At 61.6% G+C, this 21,941-nt stretch carries 21 protein-coding genes; 15 read left to right on the top strand and 6 right to left on the bottom strand.

All coding sequences use genetic code 11. The features are described from left to right. Together EII26_RS00835 and EII26_RS00830 are read left to right on the top strand one after the other, a co-directional pair. The gene (locus tag EII26_RS00835) at positions 1 to 1,356 is read left to right on the top strand and encodes a 4Fe-4S dicluster domain-containing protein (protein WP_124887237.1); all 1,356 of its coding nucleotides are present in this window, start codon (positions 1 to 3) and stop codon (positions 1,354 to 1,356) included. After that, on the top strand, positions 1,353 to 1,901 hold the full coding sequence (locus tag EII26_RS00830; RefSeq protein ID WP_124887236.1) for a BMC domain-containing protein: 549 nt from the start codon (positions 1,353 to 1,355) through the stop codon (positions 1,899 to 1,901). The genes EII26_RS00835 and EII26_RS00830 overlap by 4 nt, the downstream gene beginning before the upstream one ends. A 27-nt stretch (positions 1,902 to 1,928) precedes the next feature. Here EII26_RS00830 and EII26_RS00825 read toward each other — a convergent pair whose 3' ends face one another. Continuing rightward, a complete protein-coding gene (locus EII26_RS00825; protein ID WP_124887235.1) occupies positions 1,929 to 2,393 on the bottom strand; it encodes a EutP/PduV family microcompartment system protein in 465 nt (154 codons plus the stop codon). Continuing rightward, complete coding sequence (eutS, locus tag EII26_RS00820; protein ID WP_124887234.1) at positions 2,390 to 2,734, bottom strand: ethanolamine utilization microcompartment protein EutS; 345 nt, start codon at positions 2,732 to 2,734, stop codon at positions 2,390 to 2,392. Before eutS ends, EII26_RS00825 begins: the two co-directional genes overlap by 4 nt. A 163-nt stretch (positions 2,735 to 2,897) precedes the next feature. Between eutS and EII26_RS00815 the strand changes: the two genes are divergently transcribed. Both EII26_RS00815 and EII26_RS00810 read left to right on the top strand, forming a co-directional pair. Further along, positions 2,898 to 4,043, top strand: a complete 1,146-nt coding sequence (locus EII26_RS00815; protein ID WP_124887233.1) for an iron-containing alcohol dehydrogenase — start codon at positions 2,898 to 2,900, stop codon at positions 4,041 to 4,043. After that, positions 4,040 to 4,291 (top strand): TolC family protein, encoded by a 252-nt coding sequence (locus EII26_RS00810; protein ID WP_124887232.1) that lies wholly within the window; start codon positions 4,040 to 4,042, stop codon positions 4,289 to 4,291. The genes EII26_RS00815 and EII26_RS00810 overlap by 4 nt, the downstream gene beginning before the upstream one ends. Before the next feature lie 415 nt (positions 4,292 to 4,706). Here EII26_RS00810 and EII26_RS00805 read toward each other — a convergent pair whose 3' ends face one another. Together EII26_RS00805 and EII26_RS00800 are read right to left on the bottom strand one after the other, a co-directional pair. Continuing rightward, positions 4,707 to 5,210: a hypothetical protein gene (locus EII26_RS00805; RefSeq protein ID WP_124887231.1), complete on the bottom strand. Its 504-nt coding sequence runs from the start codon at positions 5,208 to 5,210 to the stop codon at positions 4,707 to 4,709. Beyond that, positions 5,207 to 6,871 carry an NFACT family protein gene (locus EII26_RS00800; protein ID WP_158612072.1) on the bottom strand — a complete coding sequence of 555 codons (1,665 nt, stop codon included), beginning with the start codon at positions 6,869 to 6,871 and terminating at the stop codon, positions 5,207 to 5,209. The genes EII26_RS00805 and EII26_RS00800 overlap by 4 nt, the downstream gene beginning before the upstream one ends. A gap of 557 nt (positions 6,872 to 7,428) precedes the next feature. On the opposite strand from EII26_RS00800, the gene fliE reads away from it, so the two are divergent. From fliE to EII26_RS00745, 11 genes are all read left to right on the top strand, one after another. Beyond that, positions 7,429 to 7,899, top strand: coding sequence for a flagellar hook-basal body complex protein FliE (fliE, locus tag EII26_RS00795; protein WP_233572522.1), 471 nt, complete (start codon positions 7,429 to 7,431; stop codon positions 7,897 to 7,899). A 13-nt stretch (positions 7,900 to 7,912) separates the two neighbouring features. After that, positions 7,913 to 9,478 (top strand): flagellar basal-body MS-ring/collar protein FliF, encoded by a 1,566-nt coding sequence (fliF, locus tag EII26_RS00790; RefSeq protein ID WP_124887229.1) that lies wholly within the window; start codon positions 7,913 to 7,915, stop codon positions 9,476 to 9,478. A gap of 26 nt (positions 9,479 to 9,504) precedes the next feature. After that, complete coding sequence (gene fliG / locus EII26_RS00785; protein WP_124887228.1) at positions 9,505 to 10,518, top strand: flagellar motor switch protein FliG; 1,014 nt, start codon at positions 9,505 to 9,507, stop codon at positions 10,516 to 10,518. Continuing rightward, entirely contained in the window at positions 10,493 to 11,554 is a 1,062-nt protein-coding gene (locus tag EII26_RS00780) for a FliH/SctL family protein (protein WP_233572521.1), read from the top strand. Before fliG ends, EII26_RS00780 begins: the two co-directional genes overlap by 26 nt. After that, positions 11,554 to 12,876: a flagellar protein export ATPase FliI gene (gene fliI, locus EII26_RS00775; RefSeq protein ID WP_446718746.1), complete on the top strand. Its 1,323-nt coding sequence runs from the start codon at positions 11,554 to 11,556 to the stop codon at positions 12,874 to 12,876. Before EII26_RS00780 ends, fliI begins: the two co-directional genes overlap by 1 nt. 19 nt (positions 12,877 to 12,895) lie before the next feature. After that, a complete protein-coding gene (locus tag EII26_RS00770; RefSeq protein ID WP_158612070.1) occupies positions 12,896 to 13,354 on the top strand; it encodes a flagellar export protein FliJ in 459 nt (152 codons plus the stop codon). Continuing rightward, positions 13,351 to 13,899, top strand: coding sequence for a lytic transglycosylase domain-containing protein (locus EII26_RS13585; RefSeq protein ID WP_124887224.1), 549 nt, complete (start codon positions 13,351 to 13,353; stop codon positions 13,897 to 13,899). The genes EII26_RS00770 and EII26_RS13585 overlap by 4 nt, the downstream gene beginning before the upstream one ends. A gap of 2 nt (positions 13,900 to 13,901) precedes the next feature. After that, complete coding sequence (locus EII26_RS00760) at positions 13,902 to 14,570, top strand: MotE family protein (protein ID WP_124887223.1); 669 nt, start codon at positions 13,902 to 13,904, stop codon at positions 14,568 to 14,570. Positions 14,571 to 14,657: 87 nt separating this feature from the next. Next, the gene (locus tag EII26_RS00755) at positions 14,658 to 16,196 is read left to right on the top strand and encodes a flagellar hook-length control protein FliK (RefSeq protein ID WP_124887222.1); all 1,539 of its coding nucleotides are present in this window, start codon (positions 14,658 to 14,660) and stop codon (positions 16,194 to 16,196) included. Positions 16,197 to 16,374: 178 nt separating this feature from the next. After that, on the top strand, positions 16,375 to 16,836 hold the full coding sequence (locus EII26_RS00750) for a flagellar hook capping FlgD N-terminal domain-containing protein (protein ID WP_124887221.1): 462 nt from the start codon (positions 16,375 to 16,377) through the stop codon (positions 16,834 to 16,836). Positions 16,837 to 17,000: 164 nt separating this feature from the next. After that, positions 17,001 to 19,067 (top strand): flagellar hook-basal body complex protein, encoded by a 2,067-nt coding sequence (locus EII26_RS00745; protein WP_124887220.1) that lies wholly within the window; start codon positions 17,001 to 17,003, stop codon positions 19,065 to 19,067. An 82-nt stretch (positions 19,068 to 19,149) separates the two neighbouring features. On the opposite strand, the gene EII26_RS00740 is transcribed toward EII26_RS00745, so the two are convergent. Further along, on the bottom strand, positions 19,150 to 19,608 hold the full coding sequence (locus EII26_RS00740) for a hypothetical protein (RefSeq protein ID WP_124887219.1): 459 nt from the start codon (positions 19,606 to 19,608) through the stop codon (positions 19,150 to 19,152). Between the two features lie 30 nt (positions 19,609 to 19,638). Next, on the bottom strand, positions 19,639 to 21,939 hold the full coding sequence (gene pbpC, locus EII26_RS00735; protein ID WP_124887218.1) for a penicillin-binding protein 1C: 2,301 nt from the start codon (positions 21,937 to 21,939) through the stop codon (positions 19,639 to 19,641). Positions 21,940 to 21,941: the final 2 nt, after the last annotated feature.

Below are 21,941 nucleotides of genomic sequence, written 5' to 3'. Positions count from 1 at the left end.
ATGAGCGACGTTCTCGAGAAAATCAGGGCGGCAGGAATCATCGGCGCGGGCGGGGCGGGATTTCCCACCCACGTCAAGTTTGCCCGTCCCTGCGAGTTCATCGTCCTGAATGGGGCGGAGTGCGAACCCCTGCTTCAGGTCGATCAGCAGTTGGCCGCGGTCCATACGGAGGCCCTGCTGCGCGGCATGGAGGCGCTGCTGGACCTGACGGGAGCAAAAAAAGCCGTGCTCGCCTTCAAGGGGAAATACCATGACGCCCTTGCCCGTATCGAGTCCTTGCTCTCGGCCCATCCCCGTATGGTGCTTCACGTCCTGCCGAACATCTATCCTGCGGGGGACGAACAGGTCCTGGTATGCGAGGCTTTGAAGCGCATCGTCCCGGAGGGGGGAATTCCGATGGCCGTGGATACGATCGTCCTGAACGTGGAGACCCTGCTGAACGTCGAAAGGGCGTTGGATGGCGTTCCGGTGACGGAAAAATACCTGACGGTCTGCGGCGCGGTACGGGATCCGAGGACGCTCAGGGTCCCCATCGGAGTGCCCTTTTCCTCGGTGATCGAGGCCTGTGGCGGGGCGTCGGTTCCGGATGCGTGTCTCATTGAGGGCGGCCCCATGATGGGCAAGCCGGTCTCCTCCTGGGAGATGCCCGTCACCAAGACCACGAAGGGGCTGTTGGTGCTGCCCCACGATCATCCCTTGATCGTCTCGAAGGGGCGCTCCATGAAGGAGATGATGCGCCTGGCCCGGACAGCCTGCTGCCACTGCATGCTCTGCACGGAGCTGTGTCCCCGCTACCTGTTGGGACACTCCCTGCATCCCGACAAGCTGATGCGTCTGGCCTCCTTCAACAGCACCTGCGAGCGCGATGCCTCGGCCACGGAGGCCTTTCTCTGCTGCGAGTGCGGCATGTGCGAGGTCGCCTGCGTCATGGGACTCCAGCCCTGGAGGCTGAACCGGGAGTTGAAGGGGCGGATGGCCGCCGCCGGGATCAAGAACCCCCACGCGGCCCGGCCTAAGGAGCCCCATCCGTTCCGCGGGCTGCGGGCGTTTTCCGCCGCCAAGCTCGTGCATCGGCTGGGGCTGGCCTCCTACGTCAGGCCGGCGCCTCTCGTTGAGGCTCCTTGCCTTTGGCCCAGGAGCGTGACCCTGATGCTGAAACAGCATATTGGTGCTCCATCGGTTCCCCTCGTCGGGGTGGGAGATCGGGTGGAACGGGGGCAGCGTGTCGCTGGGGGTGAAGGCCCTGTCTCGGCCGACCTGCATACGCCCCTGGCCGGGATGGTGACGGCGGTGGAGCGGGACAGGATCGTGATCGAGGCGCGGGCCTCGGATGGAAAATGGGGGGATGCCGCATGAGCAAGGCGATAGGCCTGATTGAGTTCAATACGACGCCTGTGGGGATGGAGGCGACGGACGCCATGCTGAAGGCCTCCGAGGTGCGGCTGGTCTTCTCCTCCCCCATCTGTCCGGGAAAGTACATCACCCTCGTCACGGGCGAGGTGGATGCCGTCAGGACGGCGATCGCCAAGGGAGAGGGAACGGGCGGGATCTTCGCTCTGGACGCTCATGTGTTGCCCAACGTCCATCCGTCCGTCGTCCCGGCCCTTACGGCCACGTCGGAATGGGAGGATGTGCGATCCCTAGGAGTCGTGGAGACGATCTGTGCCGTGGCTGCCGTCCGGGCCGGCGATATCGCGGCCAAGGCCGCGAACGTCCGCTTGCTGGAGATTCGTCTGGCCCGGGGGTTGGGCGGAAAGGGAATTCTTCTCCTGACCGGGGACTTGGGGAGCGTGGAGAGCTCGGTGGAGGCGTGCCGCCGTCAGCTCGGGACGGAGGGCGGGATTGCCAGCGCCGTGGTGATTGCGGCGCCGCACAAAGCCCTGGTCTCCGCCCTCCTTTGAGGTTCGTAAGACGAAAAAGGCGTGGGGCTATTTCCCCCTGGCCGTCGGGCCGTTCTTCTCCTGCCGGAGTTCGTGGATGCGTTCGCTCAGGGCAGCCAAGCCCTCTCCCGTCTCGGAGGAGACGACGTAGACCTCCGAGACCCCGGATTCGCGCAGTCCCTGGACAGCCGTTTCGATCGCCTCGGGAGCGGCGGCGTCCGCTTTGCTGACGACGCCGATAACGGGGGCGCGCAGGGCGCGGGAAAAATTGGGCACGACGTGCTTGGGCCGAAGGGGGTCCATCAGGAAAAGGATGATGGCGGCCTTGACGGAGGCCTGGATCAGCACGTGAAAAAACATGGGGATATCGAAAAATTCCCCGGGGGTATCGATACACTGCGGTCCGTAGGCCACAGCTTCGGTCTTGCGGACACGCCCCTCCCAAACGCCCAAAGCCTTCAGAAGGGTGGTTTTTCCGGCGCCGGTCTGTCCCACCACCATCACGCGCTTCATGTGCGGGTGATGGGGGCTTTGAAGAAGCCCAGAACCTCGTTCAGGGTGCGGACCGTCGTTATCAATGAACTCTCGACCGCCCCCACGTCTCCGGTGAAGAGGATGCAGCCGGTGAATCGGTCGATGAAGTCCATGGTCACAGCCCCGGCTTTTGATGCGATGTCCGCCGCGATGATGGCTCCCTCCCCTGGGGTAATGGTCATGATGCCTATGGCACCGGAGCTCTCCACTCCGATCAGGGTGCACAATTCCGGTTTGGGGTGGCAGATCATGTGGGCCAGGGTGACCTGTTTTCCGGGGACGTATTCCTGAATGATGCGTTCTTTGTTGTCAGAGCTCACAAACGGCACCTCCCGGGAGAGTTTTCGCCTGAAACCTTTATTGTAACACCCATATAATACTACAGCCCGTTTTTTTAGAACAGGACGAACCTCGGGATAGAAAAAATTTCGAGAACTTATCTGCTCTGCAGATACAAGCGAGCAAGGCAAGGAGGAAAAACTTATGAGGATCCACATGGTGCCTCCCGTCAACTTGATTGGGCGTGGCTGCATCAAGACAATGGGTCGAGAGGCCGCCATGTATCGTGCCCGCCGGGCCTTTGTGGTCGCCTCGTCCGGGGGGGTAGGGGAAGCTCAGGCGGGGCTTGCCGCCTCCATTCTGAAAGATGCACAAGTCGAGACCGTCCTTTTTTGTCAGGTCATGCCCAACCCTACGATAGAAGCCGTCGAGAAAGGAGTTGAGCTCTACCGGGCGTCCGGCTGCGACTTGTTGGTTGCGGTGGGTGGCGGCAGTGCTCTGGATGCCGCCAAGGGTATCGGACTGCTGGTGAGCAACGGAGGGAGAATTGCCCAGTATGAAGGCGAGGACAAGGTAAATGAAGATCTTCCGCCCTTTATAGCGGTCTCGACGACGTCGGGGTCTGGAAGCGAGGTGACTCGGTTTGCCGTAATTTCCGATGCCGACCACAGTAAGTTAACCCTTGTCGATCGACGTCTGACTCCCGATGTCTCCATCAACGACCCGGAGATGATGATGTCAATGCCTCCGGCTCTCACCGCCGCAACAGGCATGGATGCCATGACCCATGCCGTGGAGGCTTATGTCTCCCGGGAGGCTACGCCTGTTACGGATGCCCAGGCCTGGAAGGCCATACAGCTTGTGGCGCAGAACTTACCTGCGGCGGTCAAGGACGGTACGGACATGGTTGCTCGAGAAAAAATGTGCTGTGCCAGTTTTTTGGCGGGCACAGCCTTCAACAACGCGGGGCTGGGGCTGGTACATGCCATGTCCCATCCCTTGGGGGGCCATTACAACCTTCCCCACGGGCTCTGCAACGCGCTGCTGCTGCCGGTGGTCTGCCGCTTCAACCTGGCCTTCGAGACGCTCGGCAGATTCTCCGATATCGCCATTGCCTTGGGGGTGGGACGATCCTGGAGGACCGAACGCGATAATGCAGAGACGGGACTCAAGATGCTTTTCGAGCTCAATCGAACGTTGGGGCTCCCGAAGGGGCTGAAAGAGCTCGGAGTACGCCGGGAGGACCTTTCGCTTTTGGCGGAGCGGGCGATGGAGGAGGCGATCGGACGCCCCAACCCCAGAAAATATGATAAGGACGATGTGCTTCGCCTTTATGAAGAAGCTTATTGAAAACGGATAAATCTTTCGAGCTGGCGAAAAAACAGGTGACGACGGCACGGGAGGATTATCGGATGGCCTTTCGCCGTTACGAGGCCCGATTGGGATCGAACATCGATGTCCTGGATGCGAAACGGGCACTGATCCGAAGCCGAACCGAGTACGTCGATGCGGTTTACGATGCCGCCGCGGCTCGGTCTCACCTGGTCTACGTGATGGGCGGAGACTTGCCGCCGGATTTGTTTTTTCTGAAACGGTAGCAGAGATCAGCCTGAATGCGGATACAGTTCGAGAATGCCGAGACTGTATTTTTAGGGGAAAAGAACCGTATAATATTCCGTATAACGACTTTGCATGTGTTTTGAAAAAGGTAGTCTAAAAGTATGTTTAATTTTAGTTTCGAATCTCTACGTCTCCGCCATTTTTATTTCCGTAGAAATCTGACCCAATCCAAAACCCCGCTCACGAGCGGGGTTTTAGCTTTTCTCTTCTCTGACCCTATCGACCGGAATAGCTCCGAATCAAATCGGCCATCGTACAAAAAAACGTATATGAATGGGCGCGAGGACTTGAAACGACCTTGGGAGTCATGCGATAAAAACTCTTCTCCATGGTCCCATCATGATTGGTGGACTCTGGGGGCTATACGGCGTGGATTTTCGTTGTCCCAAGAGTTTATTGCCGTTTCCTTCGTGAGGAGTCTTGGGGATAATCGTTTCTCTCTGACAATACCCACGGCATATCCGCTGAAATTTCAAGCTGTATCGCAGGAAGGGGGAAGTCGCTCTCCAGCAAGTCGCAGTCGTTTTGAAATGAAACGCCAAAATCGTTTGTGATGCGGAACAATTTGTCTTCGTCAAAGCGAAAAAGATTTTCATTGATGGGTATCCACGCGCTTTCGCCCTCCAGCAGCTTTCCGCAGAGATGATAAAATCCACCGTAAAATATGGTGTCATCGGCGTTTGCGCAATGGACACATACTTCTCGGACTTTCTTCATTTCAATGCCCAATTTCTCGAAAAACGACAAGACAGCCTGAGGCAGAAGGTCTATTGCCTTCTCGTAGTTGCGGCAGCCGCTGCAGGAGCAAGTTGCGCTCAACAAGGGAGCCGTTTTATAAAACTGCCTCGTCCTTTCGACATCGATATCGAGCCTGTAGTGTTCAAGCTCAACGATCATTGCGATATCCAGGCCTTCTGTTCATTTGCCGGTTCGATCCTCAGTGTGCCAGGGTTCGTATAGGTGACCAATGCGACCGTTCCCGGGACGGATCGGACGTAGCGGCGTTCCGTGTAATCCACCGGCACGGAACCGGCGTGTTTCCCCTTGGAGTGCGCTGCAGCCAGGGCGGCTGCGAACTCCAGGACGTCCCGGTGCTCCGTCTCCAGTTCCTCCCGGCCCCTGGCCCCTCGAATGACGACGTGAGCCCCCGGCAGCTCGTGGGCGTGGAGCCAGAGGTCGTCACTCTTGGCTTGCTTGAACGTGACGAAGCGGTTCCCGCGCGCCGACAGGCCCACAAGGACGGTCAGACCTCCCCGCTCGAAGCTCAGGTGAGGAGGGAGAGCGTTTTTCCCTTTGCCGCTTCGTTTTTGAATTTTGTGCACCTTTTCGGGGCTCAGCCATTCTTCAATGTCCCGGATGGCCTCTTCAAAGCCCTCCGGGTCGTCGATGGCCTCCAGGAGGTCCCGCTGCTGGGCAAGCTCCTCCATGGCGCTCTCCAGCTCGGCGATGCCCTGTCGGATCGCCTCGGGGTCTCCTTTGGCCTTGCGATATTTTTTGAAATAGCGATCGGCGTTTCGCGAGGGGGAGAGATGAGGGTCCAGTGCGATCTCGAGGCGCGAGCCCTCCCAGTCCGTCAGGACGACGGATTCCGCGCGCTCCGGCACGGCCCCCAGGTGCGCCAGGAGCAATTCGCCCTTTCGGCGCAGCACCTCGGCCTCGGCGCAATCCTTCAGCTGCTTCAGCAGTCCGTCCTTGTGGCGTTCTCTTGCCTTGACCGCCCGTTTCAGGCGGGCGTCCAGCTGACGAAGCCGTCGATCCCGCCCCCTCTCCAGCAGCGGGAAGAGGACGCCCCGCTCGGCAGCGGCCAAGGTATCGGATCCCAGGGGTTCCGCCTCGGGGAAGGGGACGGAAAAACGCGTCAGGTAGCCCTTGTCGGTTCTCTGGCAGGGCAGAGGGAGATCGGAATCGGCCTCTCGGACGGCGGACAGCCAGGCCTCGGGGGACCGCTCCTCCCAATGGTCTCGAATCAGGCGCAACAGGGGGCGTCCGAGGCCGGCGATGTTCATGACCTCGTCGGGCTCCAGCGAATCGAGGGCCTCCGGTACGGTCCCCGAAAATTCCGGCGGAGGCGCATAGGAATGCCCGGGGAGAAGCGTTCGGTAGGGGTTCCGTTCGGGGGCGGCGTGACGGGCAAGCTCCTCGATCCTGCGCGCTGAGTCGAGCAGGACGAGGTTCCCCTGGGGTTCCGTCGCCTCGAGGACCAGGCGGTATCGCACCTCCGTGCCCGCCGCCACCCGGCGGCGGACCTCGAACTCCAGCACGCGGTCGCGGTTGAGTTGGCGGACGGCGACAATGTCGGCCTTGACGAATCGGCTTCTGAGGGCCTCGGCAAGGGGTGTCCGGGCCGGAGCCCCCTTTCTCAGGGCAAGGATGGACCTGCCGTCAGCCATGCAGCATCCCCCAGTCCCGGTTCCCCAGGAGATCAGCAGCCAGCTGTCGTCATGCGATACCTTCAGGGCCACCCAATCGTCCCCGCCCTCCACCTTGGCCACGCGCCAGGGAAGCCGCTCGTTCAGCGTGGCCCGAAGGCCGCGAACGAATTCAGGCCCGAAGGCCATGATCGAAATGCTTCCCGATCGTTCTTTTATTTTCATTTCGAGATTGTGGTGTGTTCACTGTTTTGCCTCCATATAGTTTCCGCCGAAAGCGGGGATTCACTCGCGGTGCGCCCCCGTGGTGCTCGGAGAATCCCGTCTGTGCCTGGGGCATCCACCCTCGAAATCATAGCATTTTATGACGTGGAGTGCATGGACTCCGACGACCGGGTCTCTCCGGGCCTAAGAGTCGGCGACAAGATTGCGGCTTATGGCATCGGTGGCCGAAAAATTCGATTGTCGGGGAAAATTTCGAGCCTGTAGGGTCAATTTGAGATTTTTCGTATCCCCGCAACGGTCATTTCATGATATGCTTATAAAAAGCTCGGTATAATCAGAGGACGAACGTTTCTGGATGGTTCACGCCTTGCGTCCGTTGGAAGCCCTCAATGGGAGAGGCGGCCTTTGTGCATTGCAGAGAATGGGTCAGCGAAGAGTACGTTTTTTGTTTGATAAAACATCAATCGGACCCACGACTGCAACAAACGGGTGCTGACGAGCGGACCGGATGATGCCGCCGAATGGCAGATGTCCTTGCCCGTTGTGCGGTTCGCTTGATTCTTTTGCCGTGGCGTACGTGGGACGGCGTGATGTGGACGCCGCTGTGTTGTAAGGACAGAGCTGAAATCTCTGACTGGGAGGGCGTTATTTTGGAGCGCTTGATGCTGGATATGACGCGATTGGCTGCTCGGGAAGCGAAAGAGGCATCGAGGTCGGCGAAGGACTTTCGTACCGGTGAGGAGAGAGGCCTTGAAACGGCGGCTTCCCCCCGGGTCTCTTTTGAAGATCTGCTTTCCGCATCCATGAAGGAGGTCAATGCCCTTCAGTTGGAGGCTGACGACAAGATGCGCAGGCTCGCTACGGGGGATGTCGAGGATATTTCGGAGGTCGTCATGGCCTCCTCTCGGGCTGAGATCGCTCTCAAGCTCATGATGGAGCTGCGCAATAAGTTTGTGGATGCCTACCAGGCCCTGTCGAGAATTGCCGGCTGAGCTTTAAGGAACGATGGATAGCCTCAAACGCTGGTTCGCGGCCTTTTTGTTGTTTTGGGCCTCCTTGAAGCTGTGGCAGCGCATCTCCTTATTCATTGCGGCTTTTCTGGTGATAGCCGCAATGTTCATGCTTGTATTTCTGGCTGGCCGAACTTCTTATGAGCCCCTTTTTGCGGGGCTGGAGGTCGAGGATCAGGCGGCGATCGTGTCCTATCTGAGGGAAAACAAGATCCCGTATCGCTTGGATCCTGCGGCCAGCGCCATTTTGATGCCACGAGAACTGGTCTACGAGACGCGGTTGACCTTGGCTCAGGAGGGCCTGCCCAAGGGCGGCAGCAAGGGGTTCGAGCTCTTCGACGACTCCAAGATGGGGCTCAGCGAATTTCAGCAGCGCATCACCTATATCAGGGCCATCGAGGGCGAACTCGAGCGGACCATCGCGCAGATGGATGTCGTCGACTCCGCCAGGGTCAGCGTCGTCATCCCGGAGCAGCGACTGTTTCTGGAACAACGGAAGCCCTCGACGGCCTCGGTCCTTCTGCGGCTGCGTCCTGGTTCCGTCCTGGGGCCGAACCAGGTGAAGTCCGTCATTCATCTGGTGTCCCACAGCGTGGACGGGCTTCAGCCGGAGGATGTCACGGTCGTCGATACGGGCGGGAACATTCTTTCGGATATGATTGCGGACTCGATGATCATTTATCCCCCGGACGGGCGGAGCGCCGTGACTTCGGTACAGAGGGAGCTGGAGCGTCAGCGGGAGCGGGAGCTCGAGTCCAAGGCCCGCCTGATGCTGGAACAGGTGTTCGGGCCAGGCAAGGTGGTCGTGCGGGTCAAGGTGGATCTCGATTTCGACAAGCGCTCCCATTCCTTCGTCGAATACACCCCCAATCCCGAGACGGGGCAGGGGGTTCCCCGAAGCAACCAGCGCGAGGAGGAGAACTACACCGGGCAGGGACAGCCGATCGGCTCCAACCCCGGCACCACGACCAACATTCCGGGTTACGCAATCAACACCCAGAACGTGAACAGCGAGTACAACAAGGCCAGCTCGACGACCAACTACGAAATTACGACGCGCAAGAGCGACGAGGTCGTTACGCCCGGAGGAGTTCGGCGCCTGACGGCGTCGGTTCTGGTGGACGGGGAGCTCGACGAGGCAGGGCTGAACGAGCTGAGGGAGGTCATCTCCTCCGCCATTGGCTACAGTGAGGCGCGGGGCGACAGCCTGGTCGTGAAGTCCATGAAATTCTCCACGGCGTTCGCCGATGCGTTGGTCGCGGAGCTGCGCCAGGAGCGGATGATGCGCGTGATCACCGGGTCGGTGATTGCGCTTTTGATGCTGCTTCTGGCCGCTGCTGCGGTCTTCTGGTGGCTGCGCCGCCGGGCGCAGAGGGCCGTCGTATCGGAGCTGGAGGAGGGCAAGCACGTTCCCACGATTCAGGAGATGCTGACCTCTCCCGACCTTCTGGCGTTTCAGGGCGAACTGGCCGTTCTGGAGGAACAGTTGAAGGTCTATGCCAGAAACAATCCCGGGGAAGTGGCCAATCTCGTCAACGAGTGGCTTTCCTCCGACGATTAGCGCAGTTTCGATAAAGGAGCCCGCTCATGGCTAAACCGAACAGTTCGATATCGAACCGGGAAAAGATTGCAGTCCTCATGGTGGCCTTGGGAAACGACATCGCCGCGGAGGTCTATAAGAAATTGGACGATACCGCCATCGAGCTGATCACGCTCGAGGTGGCCAACCTGCGCAAGGTGACGCCCGAGCTCAAGCTCGACGTTCTGAAGGAGGCCCAGGAAGTGCTGATGGCCCGCGAGTTCATGGCCCGGGGCGGTGTGGACTACGCGCGCGACGTCTTGGAACGGGCGCTGGGGCCGGAGAGGGCCCAGAATCTTCTGGCCCGCATCACGGCAAGCCTTCAGGTCCGTCCGTTCGATTTTATGCGCCACACCGATCCTCAGCAGGTGCTGAGCTTTATTCAGGGCGAGCATCCTCAGACGATCGCCCTGATCCTGTCGTATCTCGAGGCTCCCCAGGCCGCCATGATCCTCAGCGGATTGCCCGCCGTCATGCAGGCGGAGGTCGCCAAGCGTGTCGCCCGGATGGATCGTATTACGCCCGAGGTGCTGCGGGAGGTGGAACGGGTGCTCGAGCGCAAGCTGAGTACGGTCATGGGACAGGATTTCACGATGGCGGGCGGTATCGACGCGGTGGTCGCCATCGTGAACAGCGCCGATCGGACCACCGAACGCAACATTATGGAATACCTGGAGGAGAACGACCCCGAGTTGGCGGAGGAGATCAAGAAGCGGCTCTTCGTCTTCGAGGATATCATCCGTCTGGACGATCGCTCCCTGCAGCGCGTCCTGCGCGAGGTCGACATGAAGGAGCTGGGGCTCGCCCTCAAGGGAGCGACCGAGGAGCTGCGGACGAAATTTTTCCGGAACATGTCGAAGCGTGCGGCGGAGATGCTCCAGGAGGACATGGACTACATGGGGCCGGTCCGGGTCAAGGATGTCGAGGAGTCCCAGCAGAAGGTCGTCAACATCGTCAGGGGGCTGGAGGAGCAGGGCGAGATCGTCATCGCCACCGGTGGAGAGGACGAGCTCGTTGTCTAGCGTCCGCCAGAAGGTCCTGCGAACGGTCCGTTTGCTGCCCCAGGCCGTCAAGATCGGAATGGAGCCCGAGGCTGCTCCTCCTCCCGTTCGTGAGGAGGAGCAGCCTTTGAATGAGCCGTCCCCGCCTCAGGAGCCCGTCAAGTCGCGCGAGGACGAACTTCAGGAACAGCTCGCAGATCTGCGCAATCGGTTGCGCGATGCGGAGGCTCGAGCCGAGGAGCTGGTCCGGGAGCGGAATTTTCTGGAGGCCGAGGTAGAGCGCGTCCGAGCCGATTGTGCGGAAAGAGAGCGGGCCGCGGAGGCGAGGACTCGGGATGCGGAGGCACAGGCCTGCGCGGAGGGGCGTCTTCGGGGGGAGGCCGAGGGCCGAGAGGCCGGTCACGCCGAGGGGCTGCGCGTCGCCAAGGTCGAGGTGGAGGCCCTTTATCTCAAGAAGCTGGGGGGGCTGGTGTCCTTCCTGGAATCCATCGCGGCTCGCCTGGAGGAGGATTTCGCGGAGCTGGTCGCCCTAAATCAGCCCCGCATGTTGCGGCTCTGGTTCGACATGCTGCGGCGCATGCTGAAACGGGAGGTCGAGCTGAAGCCGGATGCCGTCCTGCAGGTGCTCTCGGATGTTTTGTCTCGGCTCAGCGACAAGAACAGCGTGGTGATCTACGCCTCTCCGGAGGATGTCGGGCTTCTTCAGGACAATCTCGATAAGGAGTTCGAGGATGTCCTCCGCGGCGTGCGTCACCTGGAGCTGAAGGCGGACACGAACGTGGATCGGGGAAGCTGCATCGTGGAAACCGGTCTTGGGGTCTACGACGCGCGCTGGCGCACCCAGATAGGCCAGATCGATTCGACCCTCGATAAATTGTTCCAGAAGCTGGGGAAGGTCACGAAAAGGCCGTCCGCCCGCAAGAAGGGCGTTGCGGCTGAGCCCGCCTCGGAGACGGGACGCCGCAGGAAGGCCGCGGCTAAGGGGGCCAAGGATTCCCGGGAGCGGGTGGGCGCCGTCTCCGAGGCCCCCGCTCCCTCCGTGTCCGAGGACGCATGATGAGCCGTCCCGGCCTGTTCCCGATTCTGGAGGCGGAGCTCGAGCAGCTGCCCCTGATCAAGATCAACGGACGGGTGGTTCAGGTGGTGGGGTTGGTCGCGGAGTCCCAGGGGCCGGACGTCCGGGTGGGGGACCTGTGCCATATTTGCTTCAGGGACGGGTCGCACGGTCTGGATGCCGAAGTCGTCGGTTTCCGCGACGATCGGGTTTTGTTGATGCCCCTGGGGGATCTTCGAGAGGTCGGCCCCGGCTGCGACGTCATCTCGACGAGCCATCCCCTGGAGGTCGCCGTGGGAGACGCCCTGTTGGGCCGTATCCTCGACGGGCTCGGGGAGCCCATGGACGACAAGGGGCCCGTGGCGGGCACGGATTTCTATCCTCTGTACGCCGCGCCGCCCCATCCCCTCAGGCGTCAGATGGTGGAGCGCCCCCTCTCCGTGGGGGTGCGCGTCATCGACGGGATGCTGACCCTGGGGACGGGGCAGCGTATCGGAATTTTCGCCGGATCCGGCGTTGGGAAGAGCACGCTCCTGGGCATGATGGCCCGCTACACGACGGCGGACGTCAACGTCATCTCCCTGGTGGGAGAGCGCGGACGCGAGGTTCGGGAATTTATCGAGCGGGACCTGGGACCGGAGGGGCTGGCACGTTCGGTCCTGATCGTCGCGACCTCGGATCAGCCCCCTTTGATTCGGCTGAAGGCCGCTCTGACGGCTACGGCCGTGGCGGAGTTCTTCCGGGACGAGGGCAAGAACGTCCTTCTGATGATGGATTCCGTCACCCGTGTTGCCCGAGCCCAGCGCGAAATCGGGCTTGCGATCGGGGAGCCTCCGGCGACGCGGGGCTACACGCCCTCGGTCTTCGAGATGCTGCCCCGCCTGCTGGAACGGGCGGGCGCCGGTGAAAAGGGCAGCATCACGGGGATCTATACCGTCCTCGTCGAGGGGGACGACATGAATGAGCCGGTCGCGGATACGGTGCGGGGCGTCCTGGACGGACACGTCGTGCTCTCCCGCAAGGTTGCGTCGCGCAATTTTTATCCTGCCGTCAGCGTGCTGGAGAGCGTGAGCCGCGTCATGCCGGCGGTCGTCTCTCCGGAGCATCTGGCGGCGGCCGGCCGTATCCGAGAGCTGCTGGCCACCTACGCGGAGGCCGAGGATCTCATCAACATCGGGGCTTATAAGTCGGGTTCCAACGCACGGGTGGACTGGGCCCTCTCCCACCTGGACAGCGTGAACGACTTTCTGAAACAGCGTGTGGACGAGAGTTCCCTGTTCGAGGATACGGACAAGAGAATGCTTGCCTTGGCTCCACAGCCGTAGGTCGGGAGGTTTTGCCGTCGTGCATCAGCGTATTCGAAAATTCAGCCGCATCCTGAAGCTGAGGGAGGACGACAGGAGGTCCGAACAGAGCCTCCTGGCGGCCGAACGCCAAGAGGAAAAGGACGTTCTGGATCGGCTTTTTTCCCTGGAGGGAGAACGCTCCAGGGCACTTGACGATTTTTCCGGATGCGAGGGAGGGATGGTGTCCTGTGCGGAGCTTTGGTTCCGGCGACGGTTCATCGACGTCATCCAGGATCGCATCCACGAGGGCAACGACTCCCTGCGGGACGTTCGGGAACGGATTGCGGAGACGGAGGAGCGGCTGGTGGACCGGCATCGTGACGTCCGGATCATGGAGACCTACGTGGATCGGCTCAGGACCGCCGACCTCAGGAACCGACTTCATCTGGAGCAGCAGGAATTGGACGACCTGGCGATGGTGCACTATTCGCGGACGAAAAAAGGAGCCGATTCATGAGACCCGATTTAACGAACATGACGCGGGCCCTGGGGCGTATCGACGAGATCGTACGCAGGTATGGGCCCCGGACCGCGGAAGGCTTTTCCGGGGCCGAGCGTTTCGTCGACCTTCTGGACAAAGCCTCGCCCCGGGGAGAGAGGACGCCCTCGGAACGTTCGCTCGACGACCTCCGAAAGCTGGCCGCCCATCGTGCCGAAGCCTACAACATCGACGAGGAGCTCATCCGTGCCGTGATTCAGGTGGAATCGGGCTGGAATCCCAGGGCGGTGTCCTCCAAGGGGGCGAGGGGCCTGATGCAGCTCATGCCGGGTACGGCAAACATGCTGGGGGTCGACGATCCTTTCGATCCCGAGCAGAACGTCGAGGGCGGGGTAAAATATCTTTCCGATCTGACCGATAAGTACAACGGGGACGTCGAGAAGGCCCTGGCGGCGTACAACGCCGGGCCGGGCCGGATCGATTCCGGCCGGACGCCCGCCTCGGCCGAGCGCTACGTCAGAAACGTTATGGCCCTGTATCGTCGTTACAGGGAGGAAGATTAGAGATGGCCGAGGAACGTGGAACGGAGCGGCCGGCCGAGGTTCAGGCCGAACGAACGCCTGCCGTCCCCCCGAAAAAGAAGAAAAAACGCAGCAAGCTCGGACTTTTATTTTTATTGGCCGTTTTGTCGCTGGGCGTCGCCGTCGGCCTGCATTTCAGCGGATTGTGGGACGGCCGCCCTCTCTTCTGGAGAGCCGTTCCGAGGATCCCTTACGTGGGAGACACCCTGGCGCGTTTTTTCAAGGTGCCTGAGCGCTACACCTTGACGGTCGCTGAGCGTCGAAGGCTCGAGCTTGAGGATTGGCAGAGGCGTTTGGACGAGAGGGAGCGGGAGGTCCGTGCCGCAGGAAGCGACCTGGCGATCCTTTCCGCGGACCTGGAAAGGCGTTCTGCGGCCCTGGATCGTCAGGAGCTTCTTCTGACGGTGGCGAGCTCCGACAGGGAGGCGGGCGGGGCGGATGCCGACGAGAGGAAACTGGTGGAGCAGGTCGCCAAGACCTATCAGGATATGTCCGCACGCAATGCGGCTCAGATCGTGGAGCAGCTGAGGGAGGACCTCGCGGTGGATTTGCTTCGCAGGCTGCCGGTCGACGTCCGGGCCTCGATTCTGGGAAAGATCAAACCGATGAAGGCCGCCCGTTTGACGGAGCTGATGTCCGGGCATGGGCGGTAGCCCCGGTCGGCGGTCATCGAGGTCCGGTCTTGTCTCGATGAGTTGAATCCGGAAATCCGAACTTTTATTGGAAAGGATGTGGGGGCGATGCCGGAAGCGTTTCCCGTGATACAGGCAGGCATTCCCAAACGCAACTTCAAGGAGGGACGGGCGGGCGTCGCGAAGGATTCCGAAGCGGTTCCGGACCCGCATCTTTTTTCCAGCCTCATGCAGCAGTACGGCAATCCGGACAGTCCCAAGGAGGAGGCCGCATACCCCGCCTTGGAGAAAGTGCATGCGGCCCTGCGGGGCGGGATGCCCCTGTGTTCCCCATCCGTCCTGGATCTCATGGTTTCCCTCAAGGATGAACTCCAGCGGGATGCCCCTCACGTCCTGGCGTTTGCCGAGGATTTGGCGGGCGACGCTCTGGATGCCCTGTCCTCGGATGACGCTGCGCTTCGCTTGAGGGCACTTCTTTCGAGGCTGATGGATCGTTGCGGGAACCCCGGCGTGCTGCTTGGCGAGGAGACGGAAAGTACCGCCAAGGGGCTCTTGCGCCTGGCCGGGAACGCCGATTCGGGGGACCTGGGAAAGGACCTGCTGCGAAGTTTTTCGCGCGAGCGGTTCCCAATGATTTCTGCCCTCCCGGAATCCGAGGCATCGGCTCCGGATGAGAAGAGGGAGGAGAGCGGGAATGTCGGGACGGAGGCTCGAAGCCCCGTCCTGACGGAGGGGGGCCCGATCTCCCTGGCGCCTGCGGCGGTCTTCCCTGATGCCGGATTCGGGGTGGACGATGATGTCGTGGCGTCCGGGAATCCTTCTCCTCTCCTGGATACGGATGGATCGGTGTCCGGGGAGGGGGATTCCGTACCGGTCCGCAACGACCCCGCGGAACTCGCCCGGTTGAGGGCTGCGGATGCTCGTGAGGGGAGGGAGGCCGGGGTCCCGGATGGCGACGACTCGAACAAGGCCGTTTTGCGGAGCTTCTCGCAGGAGCGCCACATGGGGCGGGATCAGGATTCCGAACGTGACGGCCGAGAGGATGCCCTGAGACGAAGAGCTCGTATCGAAAGGGGGGGCGGGGCTCGGGACACGGAGGAACTGCCCAATGCGGCGAACAGGACGCACCGGCATCCCGATTTTCAGTCCTTTTTCGAGGATGTCCTGGCGGCTCGCCGGCCTTCGCAGCCCTCTGCGGCGCCCCTTCAACTGGATAGAGGCTCTCTGCCGAGCGCCGGCGATTTTCTCCGGGAGGGACTGGACAACGTCGTCCGCTTTGCCCGCGTGAGCGGAGAGCAGCGTGCGAGCCTGATCGTAGATCCGCCGGCGCTTGGCCGTCTCACCGTGGAACTGGCCTCCGGAACGGCCGGTCTTGAGGCGAACATTAAAGTCAGCAGCGAACAGGTCCGACAATTAGTACAGGATCAGATCACGCAGCTTCGGATGTCTCTTGCCCAACAGGGCGTGCAGCTGGCTCAGTTTACGGTCGACGTCCAGCAGGACGACGGCCGACGCCAGCAGGGCTTCGACCGGAGCGGCCGACGCCGAAGTCGCCGGGTTGCCGCATCGGACGATGTCGCCGATACCGCACCGACGGATTTGTTTCGGGTGGATCTGACCCAAGGCCTGCTCTACTGGGTGGGGTAAGCAGACGACCGGCTCTGTCGAAGCCTCTCGGCGATCCGCACGCCTCACTGCATTCGTTGTCGGTTTGCTTGTGATGGATGAAGCCCCCGAGCGGCCAGCCCATTGGTTTGCTGCCGACGCCTGAGAAGCAGGAAAGAGGCCGTAAAGAGAACCGGAGAGCATCAAGGAGGTTTTTGTCATGCCCGTCGATAACGTGAATGCCAATCCCGTCGCACCCGCACTCGGTGGAGAAGAGCTGAAAAACGCCTCCCGTGCGGTTATGAAGGAGTTGGACAAGGAGGCATTTTTGAAGCTCCTGATCGCTCAGCTCTCGAACCAGGACCCGCTGAACCCGATGGAGGATCGCGAGTTCATCGCCCAGATGGCGCAGTTCAGCTCGCTGGAGCAGATGACGAACATGTCCAGGACCCTCGAGCGGATGGCGGATTCCGAAAAGTTCTCCGCAGTGAGTTACGTCGGGAAGACGGTTGCCTTTACCAAGGGAACGGATGCGGACGGCAAACCACAGCAGGTGGCCGCCGTGGTTTTGGCCGTTTGGTTCGACCCCCAGAAGGGCACGATTTTGGAGACCGACAAGGGGGACGTTCCGTTGAAGAACGTGGAGGGCGTCGGGCCGGAGCTCAAACCGAAAAAGAGTTGAGGCCCCGGGGTTTTCCAAAAAAGCCCGAAGGATAGAGGGATTGTGTCTCGGGATCCTTGTACCTGATCGGAATCGGAGTATGGATATTTTTCAGGTCCCCAGGATGGGGACCGTGGTTTTCGCGGAGCGATAAATGACGCTTATCGCAGGAGGTTTTCAAGAGGATGCTCAGATCTTTGATGACGGCGGTTACGGGTGTCAGGGCTCACCAGACGATGCTGGACGTCACGGGCAACAACATCGCGAACGTCAACACCACCGGGTTCAAGAAGGATTTTACGTTGTTTCAGGATTTGCTGTACCAGACCACCCAGGGCGCTACGGGGCCTGGGGCGAACCGCGGAGGCATCAACCCCGTTCAGGTTGGCCTTGGCGTCTCGGTCGCCGCCATCGAGACCATTCACACTCAGGGACCTGCGCAGTACACGGGCAACAAGTCGGATATGATGATCAACGGCCAGGGCTTCTTCGTCCTGAGGTCCGGGGACAGCAGACTGTTCAGCCGAGCCGGGGCCTTTGTCCGCGACAAGGAGAACAATTTGGTGCAGTCGGGCACGGGCTATCGCGTGCAGGGCTACGCGATGGAGCGCGATCCCCTGAACCCGACGAAGTTTATCCGCGGCAGCGAGCTCTCCGACATCAACATTCCCATGGGCAAAAAGATGGAGCCCAGAGCGACCTCGTTGGTGGATTTTCAGTGCAACCTGGACAGCCGCAGCTCGGCCTATCTGCCCTACGGTTTCCCGGATCTGCCCTATAACGAGCAGTGCGGCTGGCCGGGCAATCCCAGCGGCGTCGCGAAGATCAAGATGGACGGCGTCGAGTACGACATGAGCTTCAAGACGAACCTCGCTTCCGCGAACGGCAAGGGGTATTTGACCGTCGTGATCGAAAACGGCGGGGCAAAGCAGGAACTGTTGTTCGACATGGTCGGGATCGATGGCGGCAAGCCTCGGCTGGCGGCGGGGGTCCACGCTCCGGCGGCCCCGGTCTTTCCGGGCTCCAACCCTCCCGTCAACATGACCGTCGAATACGACGACGCCACGGGCGGCTTGAAGATCAAGAACCCCAGCGGTGCGACGGTCTTCCAGTATGGCCTGAAGGCCGATATGCGCTATGCCTCCTTCAAACTGAAAAATGGTGCGGCGGAAATTCCCGTCATCGCCGAGTTCGACGAGGCCCCAGGGCAACTCAAGGGAACGCCGGCCAAGCTGAGATTGTGGTATCCTGCCGTTCCCGCGACAGTCCCTCAGACCATGGTCCCCTTGGAGGCAAAGATCCACTTCAAGCCGGATGGAAAGTTCGATTTCGCCGAGCCGATCACGGGGACGTTTCCCCCGGATTTCAATGCGAACAATCTGAAGATCAAGGTCGTCAGCGAGGGGATGGCTCTGGCGGTGACGCAGGCGAAGGATCTGGCCAACCCCGCCGAGCCCTTCGATACCTTGTCCCAGATCAATCAAGGCGGATTCCATCAGACGAAGAAGGAGATCTTCGATTGTCAGGGCAATCCGTACACGCTCGAGGTCAATTTCAAGAAGCTGACGGAGAACCGCTGGCGGTGGGAGGCCTTTCTCCTGGACTCCGAGGGGAAGCAGGTGATGGCGGAGGGATGCGAGGACGGTACGGGCACCTCCTCGGGAAATGCCGGCTCGATCGTTCCCACTCCGTCGTCGGGAGAGCTTGCCTTCTGCGGCTGCGGGCCCATCTGCGAGCCCAATGATGTCGAGCTCGAGATCCCCTTCAGCCTGAAGGGAATGACGAATTCGAAGATCAAACTGAACTTCGGCGGACACGGCGACAAGATGAACGGCATTACGCAGTTCGCCTCGGAGACCACCACCAAGGCGGTGTTCCAGGACGGCTACGCCATGGGAGTGCTGCAGGACTTCAATGTAGGCAAGGACGGGACCATCTCGGGCGCTTACTCCAACGGTCAGATCCAACCCCTTTACCGGGTGGCCCTGGCGACCTTCACCAACCAGCAGGGGCTGGAGAAGGTGGGGGACACCGCCTTCATCCCGACCATCAACTCCGGGGACCCGAACATCGATGCCGCGGATACGGGGGAGAAGGGGTCCATCACCGCGTCCACTTTGGAGATGTCCAACGTGGACCTGACGGAGGAGTTCACGCGCCTCATCATCTCCCAGCGCGGCTTCCAGGCCAACACGCGTGTGGTGACCACCAGCGACCAAATCCTCGAGGAGGTCGTGAACCTCAAGCGGTAATCGCTTTGATTTGATTGGAAATATGGGCGGCCCTACTGCCTTGGCAGTGGGGCCGTTGCATCGCATCGAGGAAAAAGCTCCGTCACAGCGTTTGGATCTCCGCATCCTCAGGCAGTCGCTCCTTCAGGATGTTTCTCAAAGTCCCCTCGTCCTGGCGGTCGAAAAGGACCTTGATACCGGTGATCCCCTCGCGCTCAAACAAAGCCGTGACCTCGGTCCTGCGCGGGACCAAGGTCACGTGCCGGATTTCGCTCCAGGGCAGCAGCGTGTCGCTTCGTGCCCCCCAGCGGTTTGTTTGTCGAAGCAGGCCTTGAGGGGTAAGAACGAGAGAACGCCGCCACCCTGTCGCCAGGATGGCGACGACGCCGACAAAAAACTGGGAGAGCGGTACAAGGGGCTCTGCCGGAAGAGCGAGGTACGAGCGAAGAGCGTGTCCGGCGAGCAGGGCGCCCAGGATTGCGAAGACGACGCGCATCCCGAGGGTGGGAAACCGCGAACTTTTGGAGTCCAGAAGGACCTCGTTGTGGGGCAAGGCGGGCATGATTTTTTCCTCTCCTTCGATATTTTGTGGTTATCGCAACAGGGGCGATTCCGGCTGTCGTCTTCCGGGGGTGACGACCGATACGTTCGTGACGGCACTGCGGCCCTCCTCGTCGGTGGCGCCGATGATGTGGCGTCCGTCGGGGACTGAATGAAAGAAAGTCTCGTTGGGCAGGGAGGTGCCGATGTACGTCCCGTCCAGGTACCACCAGATTCGCCCCGCCGCGCCCTCCGCCCTCATCGGGATCCTTTGCCGCCTGTCCAGGGGAGCCGTGACGTAGACGGCCTCGGGGATCGGGGAGGTGATCGTCAGGGCGGCCTTTTTCTGTATCTGCTCCGGTGGGGTCTCTCCGGAGGAGAGCTCCGAGGGCCACATCAGGGAGGGCTTGCCCTTGCGAATGATGTGAAGGTCGCAGGGAATCGTCCGGGAGACCCCCTCGATGGACCAATCCAGACGCGTCGCCGGGCAGGCCGCGGTAGGGGGGCGACCGGACAGCGAGCAGACCGGGCGAAGGAGAAGTCCGTCCGGCTTGTCGTACCAGCCCGATTTGGGGGAGATTGCCCTGAGAATCCTCACGGCGACGGGGGCGGCGGCCTTCGCCCCCACAAGCCCGGTCCAGGGGTCTCCCTCGGGATTGCCGACCCAGACCACGGTCGTGTAGTCGGGGGTCCAGGCCCCGCTCCAGGCGTCTCTCAAACCGTAGGAGGTCCCGGTCTTCAGGGCGGCGTGCCAGCTTCGTCCCAGGGCCTCCCGGGTCAGGGTGGTCAGTTGTCCCCTGTTGTCCAGAATGTCTCCGAGCAGCCAACAGGCGGCCTCGGAGGCCAGGCGGGTTTCGTGTGGGGGAGCTTGGGAGGCGAGCAGGGCCAGAGGACGATGCCGTCCCAGGGAGGCCAGGGTCGTGTAGGCCTCGAGCGCCTCCAGAACGGTAATCTCGCATCCGCCCAGGATGAGGGAATCCCCGTAATGGGAGACCGACTCCGTCAGATGGCGAAGGCCGGATTGCCGCATCAAATGCAGGACCCGCTCGGGGCCGGCGAGGCGCAGGACGCGCACTGCGGGAGCGTTGAGGGACTCCGCAAGGGCGACCCGGACGCTGACCGCCCCTCTGTAGCTCAGGTCGAAATTGCGGGGGGCGCGGCCCGAGAAGGCCATGGCGGAGTCCGCCAGCAGCGTCGAGGCGGTCAGGAGTCCCTGGTCGATGGCGGAGAGGTACGCGAAGGGCTTGAGGGCGGAGCCGGGAGAGCGCGGAGCGCGTCCGCAGTCCACCCATGCGTTTTTATTCCCGTCCCCGAACCGGGCGTTGCCCACCCAGCCGACGAGACGGGCCGTTCGATTGTCCACGACTCCCGCGGCAAGGGTGACCTCCGCTGGGAGGTCGGAGAGGGATTGCCGAAGCAGGGACTCGAGCTTCGTCTGGACCTCGATATCCAGCGTGGTGTCCGTCCTGCCGTTTTCGTCTTGCGGAGCGTGTCCCCCCAGGACGAGTTCTGCGAAGTGAAAGGCCCGCAGCGGAGGGGCATGGCGGTGCCGGGGCAGCTCCTCCAGAAGTGCCCGATTCGCCTCGCCGGCATCGAGGACCCCACGGTCCCTCAGAAAGCGGATGACGGTATCCCGACGCCGTTTTGCGGCCTCGGGACGGGTGTCGGGGCGGTAGAGCGTGGGACCCTTCAGCATCCCGATCAGGAGGCATGCCTCCCCTGGGGAGAGCTTGGCTGCGGGCTTGCCGAAGTAGATGAGAGCGGCCGCCTGCACGCCGCGGATGTTACCGCCGAAGGGCGCCCGATTGAGGTAGTGCTCCAGGATTTTCTCCTTGCTCATGAGGCGCTCCAGCTTCATCGCCTGGATGAACTCCCGGACCTTCGTTCCCATGCTTCGGGCGCGACGCGCCGGCAGCTGCGCGTCCGTCGTCTCCCTTTCGGATATGGAAAGGCGTATCAGCTGGCTGGTGATGGTGGAGGCGCCCGAGACGACGCGCCGGGCGGCGAGATTTTGGGCCGTGGCCCTCAAAAGGGCCAGAGGGTCGACGCCGGGATGCCTGTAGAAGCGGCCGTCCTCCACCCCAACGGCGACGAGGGGAAGCCATTTTCCCATATCGGAGAGGGGGATGGGAACCTGCCACTCCGAATCGGGGGAGAGACGAAGGTGGAACAGACGCCCCTTGACGTCGTAGAGTGCCGGGGATGCCTCAATTCGTTTCACCCGTTCGGAGTCCAACGGGATGGTGATCCAAAGCCCGGCGAAGGTCACGCAGCCGACGAGAAGGAAGGCCGACAGGCAAACGAAGGCGACGCGGAGAAGCTTCCCGAGACGGGCAGGATTCGCGGCACACATCA

Origin of the sequence: Fretibacterium sp. OH1220_COT-178 (assembly GCF_003860125.1) — a bacterium.
Classification (GTDB): Bacteria; Synergistota; Synergistia; order Synergistales; family Aminobacteriaceae; genus CAJPSE01.
Note: the sequence above shows the minus strand (reverse complement) of the source record. Positions and strands in the feature narration are given on the sequence as shown.

Coding starts and splice junctions, on each gene's coding strand:
- EII26_RS00745 (WP_124887220.1), top strand. CDS start 17,001: ATGCTCAGATCTTTGATGACGGCGGTTACGGGTGTCAGGGCTCACCAG.
- EII26_RS00805 (WP_124887231.1), bottom strand. CDS start 5,210: ATGATCGTTGAGCTTGAACACTACAGGCTCGATATCGATGTCGAAAGG.
- pbpC (WP_124887218.1), bottom strand. CDS start 21,939: ATGTGTGCCGCGAATCCTGCCCGTCTCGGGAAGCTTCTCCGCGTCGCC.
- EII26_RS00830 (WP_124887236.1), top strand. CDS start 1,353: ATGAGCAAGGCGATAGGCCTGATTGAGTTCAATACGACGCCTGTGGGG.
- EII26_RS00755 (WP_124887222.1), top strand. CDS start 14,658: ATGCCGGAAGCGTTTCCCGTGATACAGGCAGGCATTCCCAAACGCAAC.
- EII26_RS00760 (WP_124887223.1), top strand. CDS start 13,902: ATGGCCGAGGAACGTGGAACGGAGCGGCCGGCCGAGGTTCAGGCCGAA.
- EII26_RS13585 (WP_124887224.1), top strand. CDS start 13,351: ATGAGACCCGATTTAACGAACATGACGCGGGCCCTGGGGCGTATCGAC.
- EII26_RS00835 (WP_124887237.1), top strand. CDS start 1: ATGAGCGACGTTCTCGAGAAAATCAGGGCGGCAGGAATCATCGGCGCG.
- fliF (WP_124887229.1), top strand. CDS start 7,913: ATGGATAGCCTCAAACGCTGGTTCGCGGCCTTTTTGTTGTTTTGGGCC.
- EII26_RS00825 (WP_124887235.1), bottom strand. CDS start 2,393: ATGAAGCGCGTGATGGTGGTGGGACAGACCGGCGCCGGAAAAACCACC.
- EII26_RS00815 (WP_124887233.1), top strand. CDS start 2,898: ATGAGGATCCACATGGTGCCTCCCGTCAACTTGATTGGGCGTGGCTGC.
- fliG (WP_124887228.1), top strand. CDS start 9,505: ATGGCTAAACCGAACAGTTCGATATCGAACCGGGAAAAGATTGCAGTC.
- fliI (WP_446718746.1), top strand. CDS start 11,554: ATGAGCCGTCCCGGCCTGTTCCCGATTCTGGAGGCGGAGCTCGAGCAG.
- fliE (WP_233572522.1), top strand. CDS start 7,429: ATGGCAGATGTCCTTGCCCGTTGTGCGGTTCGCTTGATTCTTTTGCCG.
- EII26_RS00800 (WP_158612072.1), bottom strand. CDS start 6,871: ATGGCCTTCGGGCCTGAATTCGTTCGCGGCCTTCGGGCCACGCTGAAC.
- EII26_RS00740 (WP_124887219.1), bottom strand. CDS start 19,608: ATGCCCGCCTTGCCCCACAACGAGGTCCTTCTGGACTCCAAAAGTTCG.
- EII26_RS00750 (WP_124887221.1), top strand. CDS start 16,375: ATGCCCGTCGATAACGTGAATGCCAATCCCGTCGCACCCGCACTCGGT.